This is a genomic window from Acinetobacter sp. YH12064, assembly GCF_013419735.1.
Classification (GTDB): Bacteria; Pseudomonadota; Gammaproteobacteria; order Pseudomonadales; family Moraxellaceae; genus Acinetobacter; species Acinetobacter amyesii.
In genome coordinates this window covers 190,955-211,765 of sequence record NZ_VOZP01000001.1, presented here as the reverse complement: position 1 = coordinate 211,765, position 20,811 = coordinate 190,955, and the positions used below count along the sequence as shown (strand labels likewise).

Sequence of the window (20,811 nt, the reverse complement as noted above, 5' to 3'; positions counted from 1 at the left end):
ATCCTTGCGTAAAAGTTTCGTTTTGATTTTATGCTCGACATTATGTCGCATATTTCAGCCTGTGGCACAACTGCTCAGTTCATAAAAAGTTTGATTTGATATGAAATATACATTTGATTATTTGGTTTTCATTGGGCGTTTTCAGCCGTTCCATTTAGCGCATTTGCAAACCATTAAAATTGCCTTACAACAAAGTCAATATGTGCTTTTAGCACTGGGTTCGGCGCAAAATGAACGTAATATCAAAAATCCATTTTTAGCGACAGAACGTGAGCGAATGATCTTATCGAATTTTTCAGAGCAAGATCAGAAGCGAATCAAGTTTGTGCATGTGATAGATGTATATAACGATGAAAAATGGCAAAAGTTGGTCAAATCTTTAGTAAGTGACGTGGTTGAAACGAATGCAAAAGTCGGTTTGATTGGACATTTTAAAGATGATTCTTCTTATTATTTAAAATTCTTCCCCGAGTGGGAAATGGTTGAGCTGGATAGTCTAGAAGGGGCGATTTCTGCGACACCAGTACGTGAAGCGTATTTTCGTGGTGAAATTGAACGAGATGCCTTTCCTCAAGGTACCATTGATTTTTTGCAAAAATTTCAACAGACAGACATTTATAAACAACTTCAACACAAATTTATGACTCAGGATAAAACAAATCTGCTATAAAAAAACGCTAAATTTCTAGCACCACAATGGAGTAAAAAAATAAACATTGTAGTGATTTTAGGCTGTGTTTTATTCAGGAGAAAAACATGAGTTTGCGTCAGGGAACGTTTGCAAAATATATGGGAGCCTTCGCTTTATGTTGCGTATTTCCCCTACATGCTGCTGAATGGACGCTAACGCCTAATAGTCAGGTCACTTTTGGTATTAAATCTGTGGGGCTGTCTATTGTAGAAGGCCGCTTTAATAAGGTTCAATCGAACCTAAAATTTGATCCTGAAATTCCGCATAAAGGTTCAGCGCATTTAGTGTTAGATGTGGATAGCATCAGTTTTAGTAACCCAAGCTTGAAAGGATTAATCTTGGGCAGTGAATATTTTGATGCCGCTGAATTTAAGCAAGTGAAGTTTGTCAGTAAACAAATCGAACCAGTCGCTTATGCCAAGTATATGATTCGAGGGGATCTCACCATTCGTGGCATCACTAAACCTGTGATCTTTGATACCACACTTGCCCCTAGTCCACAAAATCCAAAAGTGTTGGATGTTCAATCTTTAGCAACCATTAAACGTAGTGATTTTGGTATGCGTAAAGCACTTGGTGGTGTAGGGGAGCAAGTATTAATACAACTCAAAGGCCAATGGCGGATTGAATAACCGCAGTCTTACTGGGTTTAACACATATGATCTTTGGCATGTTGCAGCACAACAGCAGTCAATTTTTGTAATTGAACAGATTGTTGGTTCCAGTGATGCCAATACAAGGCTAAATCAATACTGAGTTCTGTTGAAAGCTCTATCAATTTTCCCGATGCTAATAAGTCTTTGCTTTGATAGTCGGGTAACCATCCATAGCCCAATCCCATCGTAATGGCATCAAAAAATGCAGTTGAAGAGGGAATGAAATGATGCGGATATTGTGAAGGATTGAGCCCGAAATTCTTCTGAATCGATTGCGTATGTAGGTCATCTTTCTCATTAAAAATCAGTGCAGGCGCAGCCCTTAAGGCATTTCGCGTCACGCCTTGACCGAACCATCTTTGGATAAAATCAGGGGTTGCTACAAATCGATAATGCATTTCACCCAGATATTCTGCAACGCAGCCCTTCATGGCTTCCGATTCTGTTGTGACACAGGCATTGACTAGTCCTGCTTCTAATAAATGATGTGTTTGTGACTGATCATCGACCTGAAAATGAATCACGATTTTTTCTTCAATTAAGAGATCTTTGATTAGCGGAAGCAACCATGTCGCAAGTGAGTCAGCATTGGTTGCAATATTGACTTGATAGAAAGCATTCGCCGTTTGTCCTGTTAGATTTTGCAGAAAATTATGTTCTAGTAATTTGCTGTGTTGTAAATAATGCAATAAAGATTGGCCTGCGAGTGTTGGGCGGCACGGACGTTCACGCACAATAAGTACATGACCTAATTTCTTTTCTAAAGTTTGCAGCCTGAGCGTGACCGCAGATGCCGTAATATTTAAACGTAGTGCAGCTTGTTCAAAGCTTCCTGTTTCAGCAACTGCAAGAAATGCTTCACTATGTTTGCTTTGTAACATGAGTCACCTATGAGCATTAGAGATTCCATAAACTAAGAAAAACTTAGTTATAATGATATTTGTTTATAAATACTTATTTTTAACAATAAGCTTGGATAATAGCAACATTCATTTAATGCTTTGAAAGTGTAGTTAAAAAATGTTGCACAGTTATATGCAAGGGCTCGCAATTGGATTTAGCCTAATTATCGCGATTGGTGCGCAAAATGCGTTTATTCTTAAGCAAGGGTTAAAAAAGCAGTATGTCTTTTGGCTTTGTGCTATTTGCGCAGCTTCTGATTCGATACTCATCTTATTGGGAGTGCTCGGATTCTCCCAATTGGTTGAAAGTCATCCGGAAATTGTGAGTGGAGCGAAATATTTAGGTGCAACGTTTTTAACAGTTTATGGGGCACAGCATTTTCTGCAAGCCTTTAAAACTTCGAGCAGTTTAGCGCCCAGTGAGAAGAATGAAACCAAATTATTGAAGTTGGTGCTGATTTGCTTGGCTTTAACGTGGTTAAATCCGCATGTATATCTCGATACGGTTGTGCTGATTGGGTCTATTTCAACGAAGTTTGAGTCGACTGCTGTATATTTTGCGACTGGGGCAATTACAGCTTCATGGGTATTCTTCTTTGTCCTTGGATTTGGTGCGCGCTATTTATTACCGCTCTTCCAAAGTGCAAAGGCATGGAAGGTTTTAGACTTTATTATTGGCGTTGTAATGTGGGGAATTGCAATTTCATTATTGCTCTAGTTAGATGTCCTCATTAAATTTGAGCCCAATCCTATAGGAGCAGGCTCAAATCATTACTGTTATGCTGCTTGTAATGCTTTTAAATCTTCTAGGACTTGTTCTGCATGGCCTGCGGCTTTGACTTTACGATATTCTTTTACCAGTTTGCCATGATGGAAAATAAAGGTTGAGCGTTCGATGCCCATAACCTTTTTGCCATACATATTTTTTTCTTTAATTACATCAAAATGCTGACATAGCACTTCTTCTTTATCACTGATTAAATCAATGCTTAGATTTTGCTTTTCAGTGAAGTTTTGATGGGCTTTAACCGAGTCACGAGAAATGCCGTAGATTGGTGTATTAAGCGCATCAAACTGATCTTTTAAGCATGAAAACCCAATGGCTTGCGTCGTACATCCCGGTGTTGAATCTTTAGGGTAGAAGTAAACAATCAGCCAGTCATTGTTAAGTTCCGCAAGGTTGACTTCACCTGAGGTAGTTGGAAAGGTTTGATTTGGTAAGCTAATTTCAGTCATGAAGATTTCCTTTTTCGTGTCTTATCCCTAAAGGGGCTTAAACAAAGTATGTGAAATATGACCATCATACAGAATTTACTTTGAACTTAAAGCAATAAAAAAGCCTGCATTTGCAGGCTTTTTTAAGACGAAAATTATTTTTTCGCTTGAGCAGATTTCATTGCTTCTTCAGTTAAATTTTTTAATTTACCTGTTAACTGAGGACCGAAACATGCTTGAAGGTCTTTATTTTGTTTTTGAACAAAAGCGAGTGTTGCAGGGCTTTTCTTCTGGTTGATTGTGCTTTGGATTTCCCATTTTTGAGCATTGGTTAAACGACCATCTGCTTCAACAGCACAAGTACAGTATTTGCTAACTTCAGCGGCAGTTAGTTTTTTACCTTTGCCGGTTTCTTCTTTACAAACATTAATTAACGAAGATTTTACGTTAGTGCTCTTATATGCTTGTTGAAGCTTGTCGTTGTCAGCGTGTGCAACTGAAGCAAACAATGCAGCTGCAGAGAAAGCAGCAGAAAGAATAATGTTTGATTTTAAATTTTTCATAAACCCTACCTTGTTATTTCGGTATGTAACGTGTCGGATCTTCAACACCTGCGTCAACGAAACCTTGTTTACGAAGACGGCAGCTATCGCATTTACCGCAAGCACGACCTTGGTCATCTGCTTGATAGCAAGACACCGTTTGACTGTAGTCTACGCCATGTTCTATACCTAAGCGAATGATATTTGCTTTGGATAAATGTAACAGAGGTGTTTCAAATTTAAGTGGTTTTCCTTCAACGCCAACCTTTGTTGCAAGGCGAGCCATGTTGGCAAATGCTTCGATAAACTCTGGACGACAGTCTGGATAGCCTGAGTAATCAACTGCATTAATACCAATGACAATTGCTTCTGCACCAAAAACTTCCGCCGCAGCTAAAGCATATGACAAGAAAATCGTGTTACGCGCTGGTACATAAGTTACAGGAATACCGGCTTGTTCATGATCAGGAACTTCAATGCTATGGTCAGTTAACGCAGAGCCACCTAAGTTACCTAAATCGATATTAATGACACGATGTTCTACACCAGCCTGCTTAGTTAACTCACGAGCAGCATCCAGTTCTGTCGTAGAACGTTGACCATACATAAAACTTAAGGCAATACATTCATAACGTGCTTGAGCCCAAGCTAAACAAGTGGTTGAGTCTAAGCCGCCAGACAATAAAACTATGGCACGAGGGCGCATATGCATTACTCCAATAATTCTTTAAAACTTAACGACCAGTTTCATCGTTCCAAAGCAATTTATGTAATTGCAATTGGAAGCGAACAGGGAGATGGTCTTCTAAAATCCATTGTGCTAAATCACGTGCAAGCTGAGGCAAACGAACAGCACCTTTTTCAACGGCAAAGGCCGGAGAGAACCAAATGGTGCTAACTTTTTCGTTTAGCTTATAGCGCTCAACTTGCTGTTTTGACCATTCATAGTCTTCACGATTACAAATCACAAATTTGATCTGATCATGCGCTGTTAAATGGTCGAAGTTGCTAAGCAAGTTTCGTGCAACTTCACCCGATGTCGGGGTTTTTAAATCCATAACCTTTGAAACACGTGGGTCAACTTTAGACACGTCTAAAGCTCCACTTGTTTCTAAAGAAACTTCGCAGCCTAAATCGGCCAGACGAGTCATGAGGGGAAGGGCGTTCGGTTGAGCAAGCGGCTCACCACCCGTCACGCAAATATAAGGGGTTTTAAAATCTAAAGTAGTTTGAATAATTTCTTCTAATGATTGGCGTTCACCGCCTTCAAACGAATAGGTTGTATCACAATAAGTGCAACGTAACGGACAGCCCGTTAAGCGGATAAAGACCGTAGGCAAACCTGCGGTATTGGCTTCACCTTGCAATGAATAAAAAATCTCCGTAATACGTAAACCCGCAGACGGATCAGAAACAGGAATAGCGGAAGATCGAAGGGTACTCATAACAAAATTAACCAGATATAAAAAAACAAAAAATCTCTACGATTATTGCTAACCGTAGAGACGAGGAGCGATAGAGGCTCCACGGAACATGAATGCTCCGCTGAAATAAAGACTTAGTCTTCGCGTAATAATTCGTTCAAGCTTGTTTTCGCACGAGTTTTCGCGTCAACTTTTTTCACGATTACTGCAGCGTAGAGGCTGTATTTACCGCATTTAGACGGCAAGCTACCAGAAACCACAACAGAACCAGCAGGAACACGGCCGTAATGGATTTCTCCAGTTTCACGGTCATAAATCTTAGTCGACTGACCAATGAATACGCCCATTGAAATCACAGAACCTTCTTCTACGATCACACCTTCAACGATCTCAGAACGCGCGCCGATAAAGCAATTGTCTTCAATAATTGTTGGATTCGCTTGAAGTGGTTCAAGAACGCCACCAATACCAACGCCACCAGATAAGTGAACATTTTTACCAATTTGAGCACATGAACCAACGGTTGCCCATGTATCAACCATTGTACCTTCGTCAACATATGCACCAATATTGACATATGAAGGCATCAATACAACATTTTTTGCTTGGAAAGAACCTTTACGTGCTACAGCAGGTGGTACTACACGTACACCAGCAGCTTTAAATTGTTCTTCAGTCCAGTCAGAGAACTTAGTATCAACTTTGTCATAGAAGCGTAAGTCACAAGCTTCCATTGGTTTGTTGTCGTTCAATTTGAATGAAAGCAAAACGGCTTTTTTCACCCATTGATGAACAATCCATTCACCATCAATTTTTTCAGCAACACGTAATGTACCGTTATCTAGGCCAGCGATCACTTCTTCTACTGCTGTACGTACTTCAGCAGGACAGTCAGCTGCAGTGAAATTAGCACGGTCTTCAAACGCTTGTTCAATGATTGTTGAAAGCTGAGACATGTTCTTCCATCCAGAAAAAAATTTTCCAAGATTTTACACTAAATCGAGTTAAAAATAGATGGTAAATCGGCCTAGGATCGGAATTAATTATTAAGCAAGCACTAAATCCAAGAAATTAAGAGTGATGAATTTAGCATTTTCATAAGGTTTGTATAAAAAATACGCAAAATATACAGAATTGTTCCTTAACATCATTATTATATTTAAAAAAATGAAACAAAAACTCTTTATTAATCAATATTAAAATCTAAATGTATCAAAAGTTAACAAAAAATCAGTAAATTTGCATAAATGTTGAGCTGTGTTTCCTTTTAACATGTGCCATATAACAAGTCTGTAAAATCTGAATAAGAGTTTATTTTGAGGAGAAACACATGAAATCATTACGTTTATTAACAGTAGCTGCTCTACTTACTGCTGCAGGTACTGCAATGGCAGATACCTCTGTAGTTCATGATGGCTATGCATTTGATCAAAACCAACTTATCCCAACTGGCGCTCGTCTAGAAGTGGGTACGACTGGTTATGGTGGTGCGTTACTTTGGACTGCGAACCCATACGTCGGCCTTGCATTAGGTTATAACGGTGGTGATATTTCATGGTCTGATGACTTATCTGTCGATGGCGTAAAATACGACATGGATATGGATAACAAAGTTGGTTATTTAAATGCAGAAGTTCGTCCTTGGGGTGCAAGTGCTAATCCATGGGCTCAAGGCCTTTATGTTGCTGCGGGTGTAGGTTATATCGACACTGAATATGGTTTGAAATCTACAGCGAAAAGCGGTGAAATCGAAATTGATGGTAAAGAAACTTCTTTCGAACGCCTAAACGGTAAAGTGTCTTACGATAACGATATCGCACCATACCTAGGTTTTGGTTTTGCACCAAAATTAAATAAAAACTGGGGCGTATTCGGTGAAGTAGGTGCTTATTACACTGGTAATCCAACTGCAAAATTAACGGCTGTTGGTGGTACTGCTGCTGACCGCGAATTACTTGCTGACCATGAACGTAGCATCGAACAAGATGACAAATATGAATGGCTTCCAGTAGGTAAAGTAGGTGTGAGCTACCATTGGTAAGTTCTTACTGAAACAAAAAAACGAGCTTCGGCTCGTTTTTTTTTTTTGAAAGCGTTTAAAATCTGTGACCAAATTTCAGACCATAGATCATGGCATCATTGTCTGAGACACTTGCAAGACCTGAAATATGAGATGTTTCAGTATTTGATGGTTTTGAGAGTTTCAGATAATACAAGCCAGTTGCTAGAAAATTGTTCGGGTTAAATTTATGCATCATACCTAAACCTAAACCTCGATAGCCATCACTTGGGTTTAAGGTAGACGCCGCATTTCCTGTCCCGTTGTCCCAAATAAATTCTGCAGCAGCGAGCCAACTCGGATTCAATTGATGTGCAATGCCCAACTTTCCTGACCATTGATCTTTCTGATATTCCACCAATTGGATATCAGCTAAATCACGGTATTGTGGATCGAGTGCTGCGTATTGAAGCACGGCATTAAACTGCGGTGGCTGAATGTTGAAATCTTTCCAATTAATCCACCGAACTGTGCCATATACAACATTGTATGGGCTAATGGCTGTTTGAAATTCAAAATTGACGCTTTGTGGCGTTTGAATGGAGGTATGGGTGTCTGGTACTAATTGAAAAGGACCATTTGAATATAAAGTTGATTCAGAGGTCTTATTTTCATGTTTGATTTTTGAACGATAGGTTAGGCTAGTTTTAATAGCATATTCAGGGATTTGATAACTGAATCCGAGCAGCCAACCAAGCGCTTCATCTTGTTTAAAATCGGCATGGTAGCCATTGAGAGCAGCATATTGTTGTCCAGAAATTTTTAAATCACCTTTAAATGTTTGTAGGCTTAAACCGCTATAAATGTTCCAATTATTATTGGGTTGATAGCCTACCAGTCCAGTTAGGTTATGCGTTCTAAAGTTAATATCGGCGCTTTCAATATCGATATTTGAGCTATCTGGTAAGCGAGGACTATATTGATAACTGATATCAGTATGAAAAGGTTGCTCATAAATTACTCCCGCAGAAATATTTTCATGTGCTTGAATTTTGAGTGCCAATTTCCCAGAAAATTGTTGATGGGCGAGATTCCCTGTAGAAAAATCAGTTACGCCTAGTTCACTAATTGAAGCTTGGTTCTGTACTTTCCCGTCAATTTGAGCATCAACATAAGCGAAACTGGCTTCAGTATAATTTCCGGGTTCAAGAAAGGCCGAGATCGATTGATCCGAGTTTTCTATCCCTGCTGCATACATGATTTGTATGGGGCAGACGATACCGACTGCCACTGCGACGAATTGATTTTTCATAATGTCCTGGCTTATGGGTCGGAAGTAATGAGGTTTTAATTTTTATTGTGTTGGATGTATTTTAATCACAATTAAAAATAAAGCCAAGAAAACCTAGATAAAATATGTGTTTACCAAAAAAAGAGGACAGCAGGTGTCCTCTTTAATTCGTTAATTGGCCTATCAGTCTTCTGGGTAAGCGACTTTTTTCAACGCTTTGATGTCAGCATCTGGTGAACATAAAGAAATAAACTCATAGCCATAACCGCGTAGTAAATGTCCTTTGCGAACAGCAATCCAAGTGGTATTAACACCAAAAATATCGGTAGGAATTTGTTTTAAACGGTAATCTCGTTCTGGGTCATATGCCACATCGTTGACAATACCCACTCCCATATTAAGTTCAACATAGGTTTTAATAACGTCTGCATCAAGTGCGGACATCACGATATCAACATCAAAGCCTGAATCTTCAAAGGCTTTATCAATTTTTGAACGACCTGTAAAACCACCATGATAGGTAATAATTGGATAGTTCGATAAATCTTCAATGGTGATATTTGATTTTTGGGTCAGTGGGTGCTCTTTAGGCGTAATGATGCTGTGTTGCCAGTTGTAGTAAGGCACGCTTGCCAAGTTATCTTCATTGGTTAATGATTCGGTTGCGATCCCGATATCCGCTTCACCTTGAAGGAGCATTTCTGTAATTTCAATAGGGCTTGCTTGTTGCAAAATTAGATGAACTTTTGGAAATTCTTTTTTAAATTGGTTCACAATCGGCGGCAAGACATAACGCGCTTGCGTATGTGTGGTCGCAATCGTCAAAGTCCCTTCATCTACTTTGTTGAAGTCATCTGCCAGACGTTTAATATTATCTGCATCTACGAGCATGCGTTCAACGATACCCAATAATGACTGGCCTGGTTCGGTTAAACCGAGTAGACGTTTACCTTTACGAATAAATAGCTGTACACCAAGTTCATCTTCTAGATCTTTGATGTGTTTACTTACGCCAGACTGCGAGGTGTAAAGTGCAGCAGACGCTTCTGTTAAATTAAAATTCTGACGTACTGTTTCTCGAATAATTCTTAATTGTTGGAAATTCATAATTTTATTTTACCTTAAAAGCAAGTGGGGCTTGTGAAGGCCCCAACTTTTTTGTTTTATGCAACTTGGTTTTCAAATAAATGCAAGTTCGTTGCACTTAACCATACCGTTTGATTTGGGCGGAATTGATGCGCTTTCGCTTCATCTGCCGTTAATGAAATTTCAATAAGATTGCCTTGACGGTCATGCAGTTCAGCAATGACTTTACCTGCAATCCAAAGCTCACGTACAAAAGTCGCTTGGATGGCATTTTCTTGCGGCTGTGCATGAATACGCAGTTCATCAGGGCGAGCGAAGGCAATGACATTTCCTTGCGGCGCATTGGCGTTTTGTGGCAACAAAATTCGGTCTTCACCAATTTGAATGAGGCCATTGCTATTTTGACCTTCAAAACGGTTGGCTTGACCTAAAAAGTCAAATACAAACGGTGTTGCAGGTTTTTCATAAACTTCACGTGGCGAGCCAATCTGTTCTACGTTGCCTTTGTTCATCACAATGATTTGATCGGCCACTTCAAGCGCTTCTTCTTGGTCATGGGTCACGAAAATAGAGGTGATGTGGAGTTCGTCATGTAAGGTACGTAACCAGCGGCGTAATTCTTTACGAACTTTGGCATCCAATGCACCAAAAGGTTCATCCAGTAATAACACACGCGGTTCAACCGCTAAAGCACGTGCTAGTGCAATACGTTGACGTTGACCACCTGAAAGTTGAGCAGGGTAACGGTCAGCCAAGAAACCAAGCTGAACAAGATCAAGCAAACGAGTAACCCGCTTTTTGATCTCGGCTTCAGATGGGCGTGTTGCACGTGGGCGTACACGTAAACCAAAAGCAATGTTGTCAAATACGGTCATATGACGGAACAGTGCATAATGTTGGAATACAAAACCAACTTCACGTTCACGGACATGAACTTTAGTGGCATCTTCACCTTCTAGAATGACTTGACCGCTATCGGCAGATTCAAGTCCTGCAATGATACGGAGCAGGGTGGTTTTGCCACAGCCTGATGGGCCAAGCAGCGCAACGAGCTGGCCATCAGGGAAATCTAAAGAGATATTTTTAAGTGCATGGAATGCACCAAAGTGTTTTTCAATATTTTTTACTTGAATACTCATGAGGTCATTCCTTAAGAAACTTGTGAATCTTCTTTACGCTTGTCTTGTCGTTCCTGACTTAGTTCAACCCATGTTTTTAAAATCAGGGTCACAATCGCCAAGAGCGCTAATAGTGAAGACACAGCAAAAGCAGCACTAAAGGTATATTCGTTATAAAGGATTTCTACGTGTAGCGGTAAGGTGTTGGTTTCGCCACGAATGTGACCTGAAACTACAGAAACAGCACCAAACTCACCCATTGCACGTGCATTACATAGAATCACGCCGTAGATTAAGCCCCATTTGATATTTGGAAGTGTCACTTTCCAGAAAGTCTGCCAGCCTGAAGCACCCAATACGATAGCTGCTTCTTCTTCCTCTGTCCCTTGAGCTTCCATTAATGGAATCAACTCACGTGCCACAAAAGGAACGGTAATAAACACAGTAGCAAGGACAATGGCTGGAACGGCATATAAAATTTTGATGTCGTTATCCATCAGCCAGCCGCCTAACCAACCTTGAGTACCAAAAATCAATACCAACATTAAGCCAGCAATAACTGGAGAGACTGAAAATGGCATATCAATAATCGTGGTTAAAATAGATTTACCACGGAAATTAAACTTGGCAACAGACCATGCCGCAGCTACACCAAAGACGACGTTCAACGGTACGGCAATCACAGCTGTCAGTAGCGTAAGTTTTACTGCTGATAATGTATCTGGATGTACCAGTGCTTGGAAGTAAACGCCAACACCTTGTTTAAAGGCTTCAACGAAAACCAAAACCAATGGCAGAATCAGGCAGCTTAAGAAGAAAATTAAAGCAATGATGATCAGGGTATAACGAACCCATGTCGGTTCACGCGTTGCATCACGCGACTGTAATTTTTCCGCAAGCGCATTACTGTTCGTATTCATCGTGCAGTTCTCCCTGTACGGCGACTTGCCCATGCTTGAACCAAGTTAATTAAGAATAAAATGGCAAAAGAAATCACCAGCATCACAACAGCAATCGTGGTCGCACCTGCATAATCATATTCTTCAAGGCGAGAGATAATCATCAATGGGGCAATTTCAGTCTTGAAGGGTTGGTTACCTGCGATAAAAATCACCGATCCATATTCACCCACACCACGAGCAAAGGCCAAAGCAAAACCTGTTAACAGCGCAGGAAATAGAATAGGTAAGATCACTTTGGTCACAATCTGAAAGCGATTTGCACCCAGTGCAGAAGCTGCTTCTTCAAGTTCAGTTTCTAGGTCGCTCAGTACAGGCTGTACAGTACGAACCACAAAAGGAATACCAATAAAGATGAGAGCCAAGGTAATACCGATCGGGGTATATGCGACTTTAATGCCAATGGGTTCAAGGTACTGACCGATCCAACCAGTCGGTGCATATAACGAAGTTAATGCAATACCCGCAACGGCAGTTGGCAATGCAAAAGGTAAATCAACCAATGCATCGACAATACGTTTACCCGGGAAGGTATAACGAACCAAGCACCATGCTAAGAGTAAACCAAAAACCACATTAACTAACGCAGCAATAATGGCGGCACTAAAACTCAGTTGTAACGATTTTAAAATACGTTCTGAGCTTAAAATCTCCCATAGTCCATCCCAACCGATACCTAAAGACTTAATAAATACGGCTGAAAGGGGAATGAGCACAATTAAGGATAAATACGCTAGGGTAAAGCCTAGAGAAAGACCAAATCCTGGCAGCACTCGGGATCGCTGCGACATGATGACTCCTCAAAATGAGAAAAGCTGACTTAAAAGGTCAGCAAAATTGAATAAATGATTTTGCGACAAGCTTAATGCTCAGTACTTAAAAAGCAAATTGAAATAAATACTTGTTTTCATCAGTAAAGCTGATATGTTTCATGTGGTTTTCTGAAATTAAGTAATTGAAAATTTCAGGAAATGGTCCAAAACCTGATGCAACATTAATGTGACCCACAGCGCCCATATTTACAGGGTAGAGCTTCCAAGCATCAGCAAGTTGTTTTGCATCGTCAAATGCTAGCCAAGGATCATTTTCACTAATCAACATCGTTGTCGGCACACGAATACTTAACTGATGAAAAAATGCTTTGTAATCCGTCGTACTGTCGCGTGCAAAGCCGTTTTCTCCAAAGCGTGCTGGATTGGCTGGCGCAACCAAAACTAAATTTTTGATTTTTTTATTAAGTTCTGGATACAAGGCCAATGCTGCCACCGTGGTTAAACAACCAAAGCTATGCGCCACAATTTGAATTTCACCCTGTAAAGGTCGTACGGTTTGAACGAATTGTTTAATCCAGTCTTTGAGTACAGGATGATTCCAGTCTTTTTGCTGAACACGAGAGCTAGACATGAGCTGACGTTGTAACCAAGATTGCCAATGTGCGTGTTCACTACCGCCTACACCCGGGACAATTACTGTATGTGTCATGTCAAGTTCTCCTGATTCAGTCAATGAATGGTCTTATTTTCCATTGTTGGCTTTGACGATTTGGTCAAACACGCCGCCATTTTCAAAGTGTGCTTTTTGGACTTTATCCCAACCACCAAATTCTTTATCAATGGTTACGAGTTTAAGTGGCTTAAAGACTGATGCGTATTGTGCAAGCGTTGTAGCGTTACGTGGACGGTAAAAGTTCTGAGCCGCGATTTGCTGACCACGTGGTGAATAAAGGAAGTTTAAATAACCTTTGGCTAAATAAAGATTACCTTTTTTCTCTGCGTTTTTTTCTAAAACAGCAACAGGGGGCTCAGCTAAAATTGAAAGTGAAGGGGTCACAATTTCAAATTTACCCGGTTGTTCACGAATCGCTAAATGTGCTTCATTTTCCCAAGCCAGCAATACATCACCAATACCACGTTCAGCAAAGGTCGTAGTCGAACCACGTGCGCCTGAATCGAGCACTTTGGTGTTTTTATAAATTTTTCGGACAAATTCTTGAGCCGTTGTATCATTCCCACCCGCTTGATGTTTTGCCCAAGCCCATGCAGCTAAATAGTTCCAACGTGCACCGCCTGAGGTTTTCGGGTTTGGGGTGATAATACCCACGCCTGGTTTAACTAGATCGCCCCAATCTTTAATCGCTTTTGGGTTGCCTTTACGTACTAAGAATACAATCGTTGAGGTATATGGCGTTGAGTTTTGCGGAAGTTTCTTTTGCCAATCTGCAGGTAAAAGTTTGGCTTTTTCTGCAATCACATCAATATCTGCTGCCAGTGCTAAAGTCACCACATCGGCATCTAAGCCATCAATGACGGCACGCGCTTGTTTACCTGAACCGCCGTGAGATTGTTTAAAATTAATTTTTTGACCTGTACGGCTTTCCCAATATTTACTGAAGTCTTTATTCACACTTTCATAGAGTTCACGCGTTGGGTCGTAAGATACGTTTAAAAAGTCTTTTGCAGCTGCGCCAAAAGAAACTGTCGAGATGACGGCAGCAAGAACACCCAATTTTAATTTTGCGGAAATACTCATGTGAACCTCAATAATTTTTACTTTATCTGTAACATGGGTGAAGAATAGCGCCAATCTTTATGCATAAAAAATAATTAAAAACGAATTTTATATGAATAAAAAAGATAAAAGGCATGTCTATGAAAAAAAGCATCGACCTTATGCGAAAGGAAGATGCATTTCAGTATTTAAAGCATTATTTTGAATTATTGATCTTCACGATTTGATCAAAGACACCACCATTTTCAAAATGTTTTTTCTGCACTTTGCTCCAACCACCAAACTCTTTATCAATCGTGACGAGTTTTAAAGGTTTAAAAACATTTTTATATTTTGCTAAAACTGCCGCATTACGTGGACGATAATAGTTCTGTGCAGCAATGGTTTGACCTGCAGGTGAGTACAGATAATTTAAATACGCTTTGGCTAAATTTTCATTGCCATCTTTCTTGGCATTTTTTTCTACAATCGCAACAGGCGGCTCGGCCAAGATAGAAAATGAAGGGGTCACAATCTCAAACTTACCCGGCTGTTCACGAACTGCCAAATGTGCTTCATTTTCCCAAGCCAATAACACGTCACCAATACCACGTTCAGCGAATGTAGTTGTTGCACCACGAGCACCTGAGTCGAGGACTTTGGTTTGCTTATAAATTTGACGGACAAATTCTTGGGCTTTTGCATCATTACCACCTGCTTGATGTTTTGCCCAAGCCCACGCTGCTAGATAGTTCCAGCGCGCACCACCCGATGTTTTTGGGTTCGGGGTAATAATGTCGACACCCGGTTTAATTAAATCGCCCCAGTCTTTAATGCCTTTCGGGTTGCCTTTATGCACTAAGAACACAATGGTCGATGTATATGGCGTTGAGTTTTGCGGGAATTTTTTTTGCCAGTCTTTTGCAACTAAACCACGTGCAGCAATTTCATCAATATCAGCAGCCAAAGCCAACGTAACAACATCGGCATCTAGACCATCAATAACTGCACGAGCCTGTTTGCCTGAGCCACCATGAGATTGTTTAAAGTTAATGTCTTGGCCTGTGGTTTTTTTCCAGTAAACACTAAAGTCTTTATTGAAGTTGTCATACAATTCACGGGTTGGATCATATGACACATTTAAGAAATCTTTGGCAGATGCACTAAATGCTGTGGCAGAAATGAATGCAGCCAAAACCCCAAGTTTTAATTTCGATAGATTCATGTTGTCCTCAATTTTTATACATGTTTTGTTGGATGAGGCAAGAATATCTGTAGTTTTAATGCAGAAAAAATAATTAAAAAAGAATTTAATATGAACAAAAAAGAAATATATGCTGAGCGATTATTTTTTAAAATAAAGTGATGTAATTGGGATGACGACGTATGCAGTGTTTTAAAAATGCGCAGCAAATAGAACAAGTTAATTTACTTGATCGAGCCTTTCACTATGGCGATGGCTGTTTTAGCACGGCACGTATTCGCCAAGGACAAATAGAACTTTTAGCTTTGCATATTGCACGATTAAAATTGAGCAATGAGCGATTAAAGCTAAATGCAGATTTAAACCTTATTGAAGACACTTTAAAATTGTTACGTAAACAAGATGTCGTCAATGGCACTTTAAAAATTGTGTTGAGTCGTGGTATTGGTCAGCGTGGCTATAGTTTACCTGAGCACCCAGCAGATGTTTGGGTGTTTTATTACCCCAAAACCGTTGCAGATTTTGAGTACGAAATTGTCGAAAGTGGTGTATTACATCAAGCTATTGGGTTAACCATGCCAAGTTTGGTGGGCTTAAAGTCCTTAAATCGATTAGAACAAGTCATGCTCAAAGCAGAGTTGGATCAAACCCCATGGGGCGAAGCTTTGGTGACGGATGTGCAAGGTACAGTTGTTGAAGGTGTGAGCAGTAATTGTTTTATTCGCACAAATGAAGGATGGATTACGCCCGAACTTCGTTATAATGGCGTGCATGGTGTCATGCGTGCAGAAATTTTAAAACGGATGCAGCAGCATCAGATTCCATGTAATCAACGTCACGTCAATATGGATGAAATTACGCATTTTCAGAGTGTTTTTTTCTGCAATGCTTTAAGTCCCATGAAAATTGCATCAACTCTGAATGGGGTTGAGTTAGATGTTCAAGCTTGTATTGAACTTTTCCGAACACTTCAATTAAGTCAGATTCGTTAATATGTCCACCGCGTCTAAAAAAACAAATAAGAAAAAATCTGCCAAAGCAGGTTTTCCATTTAAAGCATGTTTGGTTGTGCTACTTGGTATCGTTGTACTTGTGGCGATTTTACTGTGGTCGAGTTTATTTAAAGCCTATCCCGTGGAAGGCAAAAAGCAAATGTTGGCGATTGGTGCAGGGGATACCTATTCAGGTTTTATTGACCGACTGGCCAAAGAGAAACAAGTTCATTTTCCTATTATTTTGAAGTTGTACCAAAAGTTCATGATTAATGACACCTTAAAAGCAGGTGTGTATGAAATCCATGAAGGCATGAGTGTGCGAGAAGTTATGGAGTTGATTTCGAACTCTGAAAATGCACAAATGAATCGTATTTTAGTGATTGAAGGGACGACATTTAAGCAACTCATTGATGCTTTAAAAAATGACCCATTGGTAACGCATGACATTAGCAATCTGCCTTATTCAAAGATTTTGCAGGAACTGGGTATTCCTTATTCACACCCAGAAGGTTTATTTGCTCCGAATACTTATTTCTTTGCAAAAGGCGAGTCTGATCGTAAAATTTTAAAAGATTTGTATAACAGACAAATCAAAGCCTTAGATCAGGCTTGGAACAATCGAGCTCAAAATTTACCGTATAAAGATAAATATGAAGCCTTAATTATGGCGTCGATTATTGAAAAAGAAACCAGTATTGATAGTGAGCTTGAACAAGTGTCTGGTGTATTTGTGCGTCGTCTCAAACAAGGGATGCGTTTGCAAACAGATCCAACTGTGATTTATGGCATGGGCGATAAATACCAAGGCAATATCACTCGCCAAGATTTACGTACACCAACAGCCTATAACACTTACACGATTAATGGTTTACCACCAACACCGATTGCTTTGCCGAGTCAAAAAGCCATTGAAGCTGCAATGCATCCTGATTCATCTAACAATGTATATTTTGTTGCAACAGGAAATGGCGGCCATAAATTTAGCAGTAATTTGCAAGACCATAACCGCGCGGTACAAGAATATTTATCTGTAATTCGTGCGAAAAACTAAGGAGTGAGCATGTTTATTAGCTTTGAAGGCACGGAAGGTGTGGGTAAAACTACACTCATTCGTAAATTACATGATCATTTCCAAAATTTGGGTAAAAATGTCGTACTTACACGTGAGCCGGGTGGTACACCTATGGCTGAACAAATTCGTGCATTACTTTTAGCCGTCAATCATGATGAAGCAATGAGTGATGATACAGAGTTGTTACTTATGTATGCTGCACGCGCACAGCATTTGGCGCGCGTGATTTTACCTGCATTGGCAGAAGGTAAAATCGTTTTATGTGATCGTTTTGCTGATTCGAGTTTTGCTTATCAATGTGCAGGACGTGGTTTAGATCGTGACAAGCTCAATGTCTTAAATGCAAGTTTTGTTGCGCGTATACCGGATATTACTTTTTGGCTTGATGCACCGATTGAAACAGGAATGTTAAGAGCAAGAGAGCGTGGTGCTTTAGACCGTTTTGAACAAGAGAAAGCAACTTTCTTTGAGAAAGTAAGATCAGGTTTTGCTGAGATTCATCAAACGCACCCTGAACGAATGAAACGCCTTGACGCAACCCAAACACCTGAGCATGTATTCCAACAGGCATTATCGCAACTACAGCAGATCTAAAATGCCATAGTATTTGTTAGGTAATTGATTTAAAAATCATTCATAGCAAAAGTTATGGATGATTTTTTATGCATGCTACAAAACAGGAGATTATCAATTTCCTTAAGACTGAATTTGCGCCAAGCTTAAAGCATTGCACTATCGTTGAAGTTGGTGAAAAGGCTGCCACTTTAATTTGGCATGTGACTGAAAAAGATTTGCGGCCTGGCAATACTGTTTCAGGCCCGACTATGATGACTTTGGCGGACTTTGCATTGTATGTGGCAATACTTGCAGAGATTGGAATTGTCGGACTTGCAGTCACCACAAGTATGAATATTAACTTTTTAAGGAAGCCTGAGGCGAATAAAGATTTGCGGGGAGAATGTCGATTACTTAAAGTCGGTAAAAGTATAATTTATGGTGAAGTGTTGGTGTATTCAGTAGGTGTGGATGAGCCCGTTGCACATATAACAGGGAGTTATTCGATTCCTCCGCAGCGACATTGAACTGAAAATATGCAGTTGATCCATTAGATTGGATTAAAATGCAGCAGTCTGTCTAAATAAATTGTGCATTGGTTGGTGAATTTTCTGCGTAGTGTATTTTTATTTGCATAATTTCAATAGCTTAGTAGAAATCAATTAACTCATAAGTGTTATTTTAAATCTATAATTGAATCACAGATTTGATTGGTTAAATACATGACTGCTACTGCACATGAAGTTGTTCGGCTCTTTCAGGAGCATGCATATCCTTTGTCAGAAAAATTGACAGAAATGCTGAATGAGCATTACTCACATCAAACAGAACGACGTGGCTGTGGATATACTCAAGCCACACGAGTATTAGCTGAATATATTAATTTGCCGCGTGCATCACATGAATTTCAAGATCTCAAACTCTTTGATCAATATGACACGCATGGTTTACGCAAAATTTTAGATCAAAGTCGTGCTTATCATTTAGATTTGTCAGGTTGGCGTCATCTAGATTTAAATCAAAATTTAAATCAAAACATTCAGCAATTGAAACAATTTACAGACTTTTACGAGGTTTTACAGAAAGAATTACATCTTCAAAAAAGTTTGCGTCAAATTCAGCAACATGCAAATTTGGAAGAAAGTCAGCTTATTTGTACCTTGATTGAAGATCTGATTTTGCCAAAATCGTCAACTGAAAACCAAATCGTTGAAGTACAAGCACTGGCTAAAAAGCCAAAAGTTGGCTCTTGTCCAATGGCTGAAAATTTCTTTTTAAAAATTGCACATCGACGTGTATTTCGTAGCGGTGAAATTAATATTTTTGTAGATGAATACGGTCAGCCCTTATTTATGGAAAAATTAAATATGGGGGATAACCATTCTTGTATCAGCTTGAAACCTGTACTCATGAATGGTGTTCGTATTCCAGCGGGTTCACTTTTTTCCGTGAGTTATGATGCTGAACAATTAGTTGAAAAACGACAAAATCGTGAGTTTAAAGGTTTTGTGATTCCTTATCAGGCCATTTCTGGGTGGTGGTTTTTACGCTTAACGACTTTGTCAGTGTCGCCTCAAAATCGAAAGCGTGCCTTCAGTACACATTTTCAGCAGCAAGTGGATAATGGTCTGTATAGCCCAGGTACGACTGAGCTTCAGCAATTAATTGATGTGGCAATAGCGCAACTTTGAGTGTTTCCATCATGTTAGATGTATGCTTTTCGCCAAAATATTTTGCTCATACTCATACCAATAGTATGGAAAAATTATTGGCGGTTGGAACAGCTTTAGAACAATGGCAGAACATCAGAATACATGAGCCTGAGTGTATCGACGCTGAAATTTTAAGCCAAGTACATGATCCTGTTTATGTGGATGCTTTTATGACAGGGCAGCCCGCTAAGCTTGCGACCTTTTCAGGTTTTAAGCCTTGGAATACTCAGCTTAGAGATGCCGTGCTGAGAATCAATGCAGGGCAGTTGATGGCTGCAGATTTGGCTTTGCAAAAAGGTATCGCAGCGAATGTTGCACAAGGTTTTCACCATGCAGTGTATGAATATGGTGGATCATTTTGCACTTTCAATGGTTTGGCTTTGGTGGCACAGCAGAATCCGAATAAGAAAATCTTTGTACTCGATTGCGATCAACATGGGGGGAATGGTACAGCTGAGTTTACTAGACGGTTAGATAACCTTTTTAACTTTAGTATTTATGGGCTACGTTTTGGTTGTCCTACTTATGAACGTTCTTTAACTCGGCATGTACATAAAGATCGTGGAAATTTTGCACAATATACTTTGGCTATACATGAAGGAATACAGCAAGCTAAAGCATGGGGTGCAGATTTAATTATTTATCAAGCAGGGATGGATTGTCATCAAGCTGACCCTTTTGGTTCATCATGGTTTAGCACCGCTTTGATACAGAAACGCGAAGAAATGGTCTTCAATTTGGCTAAACGTGCAGATATACCATTGATGTTTGTATTGGCTGGGGGCTATCAAAATATGAATGATCTTGTAAATCTGCACTTAGAAACTTTCAAAGCGGCATTACATATTTATGGGTAGTAAAATCAAAAAAAAGCCGACATCATGTGCGGCTTCTTTTTTAATT

At 39.7% G+C, this 20,811-nt stretch carries 24 protein-coding genes; 10 read left to right on the top strand and 14 right to left on the bottom strand.

Annotation, left to right across the window (positions count from 1 at the left end; all coding sequences use genetic code 11):
* Positions 1 to 100 precede the first annotated feature (100 nt).
* Both FTU13_RS01135 and FTU13_RS01130 read left to right on the top strand, forming a co-directional pair.
* Positions 101 to 670 (top strand): nicotinate-nicotinamide nucleotide adenylyltransferase, encoded by a 570-nt coding sequence (locus FTU13_RS01135; RefSeq protein ID WP_180126457.1) that lies wholly within the window; start codon positions 101 to 103, stop codon positions 668 to 670.
* Between the two features lie 86 nt (positions 671 to 756).
* Entirely contained in the window at positions 757 to 1,323 is a 567-nt protein-coding gene (locus FTU13_RS01130) for a YceI family protein (protein ID WP_180126459.1), read from the top strand.
* A 17-nt stretch (positions 1,324 to 1,340) separates the two neighbouring features.
* On the opposite strand, the gene FTU13_RS01125 is transcribed toward FTU13_RS01130, so the two are convergent.
* The gene (locus tag FTU13_RS01125; RefSeq protein WP_180126461.1) at positions 1,341 to 2,228 is read right to left on the bottom strand and encodes a LysR family transcriptional regulator ArgP; all 888 of its coding nucleotides are present in this window, start codon (positions 2,226 to 2,228) and stop codon (positions 1,341 to 1,343) included.
* A gap of 139 nt (positions 2,229 to 2,367) precedes the next feature.
* Between FTU13_RS01125 and FTU13_RS01120 the strand changes: the two genes are divergently transcribed.
* Complete coding sequence (locus FTU13_RS01120; protein WP_180126463.1) at positions 2,368 to 2,967, top strand: LysE/ArgO family amino acid transporter; 600 nt, start codon at positions 2,368 to 2,370, stop codon at positions 2,965 to 2,967.
* A 59-nt stretch (positions 2,968 to 3,026) separates the two neighbouring features.
* Here FTU13_RS01120 and FTU13_RS01115 read toward each other — a convergent pair whose 3' ends face one another.
* From FTU13_RS01115 to dapD, 5 genes are all read right to left on the bottom strand, one after another.
* Positions 3,027 to 3,485, bottom strand: a complete 459-nt coding sequence (locus FTU13_RS01115) for a peroxiredoxin (RefSeq protein WP_111883962.1) — start codon at positions 3,483 to 3,485, stop codon at positions 3,027 to 3,029.
* Positions 3,486 to 3,619: 134 nt separating this feature from the next.
* A complete protein-coding gene (locus FTU13_RS01110) occupies positions 3,620 to 4,027 on the bottom strand; it encodes a hypothetical protein (RefSeq protein WP_078192024.1) in 408 nt (135 codons plus the stop codon).
* A gap of 13 nt (positions 4,028 to 4,040) precedes the next feature.
* Entirely contained in the window at positions 4,041 to 4,712 is a 672-nt protein-coding gene (queC, locus tag FTU13_RS01105; protein ID WP_078190349.1) for a 7-cyano-7-deazaguanine synthase QueC, read from the bottom strand.
* A gap of 28 nt (positions 4,713 to 4,740) precedes the next feature.
* The gene (queE, locus tag FTU13_RS01100; protein WP_180111169.1) at positions 4,741 to 5,451 is read right to left on the bottom strand and encodes a 7-carboxy-7-deazaguanine synthase QueE; all 711 of its coding nucleotides are present in this window, start codon (positions 5,449 to 5,451) and stop codon (positions 4,741 to 4,743) included.
* Positions 5,452 to 5,564: 113 nt separating this feature from the next.
* Positions 5,565 to 6,386 carry a 2,3,4,5-tetrahydropyridine-2,6-dicarboxylate N-succinyltransferase gene (dapD, locus tag FTU13_RS01095; protein WP_078192022.1) on the bottom strand — a complete coding sequence of 274 codons (822 nt, stop codon included), beginning with the start codon at positions 6,384 to 6,386 and terminating at the stop codon, positions 5,565 to 5,567.
* Positions 6,387 to 6,760: 374 nt separating this feature from the next.
* On the opposite strand from dapD, the gene carO reads away from it, so the two are divergent.
* The gene (gene carO / locus FTU13_RS01090) at positions 6,761 to 7,471 is read left to right on the top strand and encodes an ornithine uptake porin CarO (protein ID WP_180023341.1); all 711 of its coding nucleotides are present in this window, start codon (positions 6,761 to 6,763) and stop codon (positions 7,469 to 7,471) included.
* 55 nt (positions 7,472 to 7,526) lie between these two features.
* Here carO and FTU13_RS01085 read toward each other — a convergent pair whose 3' ends face one another.
* The 8 genes from FTU13_RS01085 to FTU13_RS01050 form a co-directional block, all read right to left on the bottom strand.
* Complete coding sequence (locus FTU13_RS01085; RefSeq protein WP_180126467.1) at positions 7,527 to 8,741, bottom strand: OmpP1/FadL family transporter; 1,215 nt, start codon at positions 8,739 to 8,741, stop codon at positions 7,527 to 7,529.
* A gap of 162 nt (positions 8,742 to 8,903) precedes the next feature.
* A complete protein-coding gene (locus FTU13_RS01080; protein ID WP_078192020.1) occupies positions 8,904 to 9,827 on the bottom strand; it encodes a CysB family HTH-type transcriptional regulator in 924 nt (307 codons plus the stop codon).
* Between the two features lie 56 nt (positions 9,828 to 9,883).
* Positions 9,884 to 10,945 carry a sulfate/molybdate ABC transporter ATP-binding protein gene (locus FTU13_RS01075; RefSeq protein ID WP_111883965.1) on the bottom strand — a complete coding sequence of 354 codons (1,062 nt, stop codon included), beginning with the start codon at positions 10,943 to 10,945 and terminating at the stop codon, positions 9,884 to 9,886.
* A gap of 11 nt (positions 10,946 to 10,956) precedes the next feature.
* A complete protein-coding gene (cysW, locus tag FTU13_RS01070; protein WP_180126469.1) occupies positions 10,957 to 11,844 on the bottom strand; it encodes a sulfate ABC transporter permease subunit CysW in 888 nt (295 codons plus the stop codon).
* Positions 11,841 to 12,674, bottom strand: a complete 834-nt coding sequence (gene cysT, locus FTU13_RS01065) for a sulfate ABC transporter permease subunit CysT (RefSeq protein WP_078190342.1) — start codon at positions 12,672 to 12,674, stop codon at positions 11,841 to 11,843. Before cysT ends, cysW begins: the two co-directional genes overlap by 4 nt.
* An 85-nt stretch (positions 12,675 to 12,759) precedes the next feature.
* The gene (locus FTU13_RS01060; RefSeq protein ID WP_180115007.1) at positions 12,760 to 13,365 is read right to left on the bottom strand and encodes an alpha/beta hydrolase; all 606 of its coding nucleotides are present in this window, start codon (positions 13,363 to 13,365) and stop codon (positions 12,760 to 12,762) included.
* Positions 13,366 to 13,398: 33 nt separating this feature from the next.
* Complete coding sequence (locus tag FTU13_RS01055; RefSeq protein ID WP_111883967.1) at positions 13,399 to 14,412, bottom strand: sulfate ABC transporter substrate-binding protein; 1,014 nt, start codon at positions 14,410 to 14,412, stop codon at positions 13,399 to 13,401.
* A gap of 175 nt (positions 14,413 to 14,587) precedes the next feature.
* Positions 14,588 to 15,595, bottom strand: coding sequence for a sulfate ABC transporter substrate-binding protein (locus FTU13_RS01050; protein WP_180126471.1), 1,008 nt, complete (start codon positions 15,593 to 15,595; stop codon positions 14,588 to 14,590).
* 161 nt (positions 15,596 to 15,756) lie between these two features.
* Between FTU13_RS01050 and pabC the strand changes: the two genes are divergently transcribed.
* The 6 genes from pabC (at position 15,757) to FTU13_RS01020 (ending at position 20,765) form a co-directional block, all read left to right on the top strand.
* On the top strand, positions 15,757 to 16,566 hold the full coding sequence (gene pabC / locus FTU13_RS01045; protein WP_180126472.1) for an aminodeoxychorismate lyase: 810 nt from the start codon (positions 15,757 to 15,759) through the stop codon (positions 16,564 to 16,566).
* Between the two features lies 1 nt (position 16,567).
* Positions 16,568 to 17,620, top strand: coding sequence for an endolytic transglycosylase MltG (gene mltG, locus FTU13_RS01040; protein WP_180126474.1), 1,053 nt, complete (start codon positions 16,568 to 16,570; stop codon positions 17,618 to 17,620).
* Positions 17,621 to 17,629: 9 nt separating this feature from the next.
* The gene (gene tmk, locus FTU13_RS01035; RefSeq protein WP_180022487.1) at positions 17,630 to 18,235 is read left to right on the top strand and encodes a dTMP kinase; all 606 of its coding nucleotides are present in this window, start codon (positions 17,630 to 17,632) and stop codon (positions 18,233 to 18,235) included.
* Positions 18,236 to 18,303: 68 nt separating this feature from the next.
* Complete coding sequence (locus FTU13_RS01030; RefSeq protein ID WP_180115011.1) at positions 18,304 to 18,723, top strand: PaaI family thioesterase; 420 nt, start codon at positions 18,304 to 18,306, stop codon at positions 18,721 to 18,723.
* Positions 18,724 to 18,918: 195 nt separating this feature from the next.
* Positions 18,919 to 19,887, top strand: a complete 969-nt coding sequence (locus FTU13_RS01025) for a hypothetical protein (protein ID WP_078192010.1) — start codon at positions 18,919 to 18,921, stop codon at positions 19,885 to 19,887.
* Positions 19,888 to 19,898: 11 nt separating this feature from the next.
* Complete coding sequence (locus tag FTU13_RS01020; RefSeq protein WP_180126476.1) at positions 19,899 to 20,765, top strand: histone deacetylase; 867 nt, start codon at positions 19,899 to 19,901, stop codon at positions 20,763 to 20,765.
* The last annotated feature ends 46 nt before the right edge of the window (positions 20,766 to 20,811 follow it).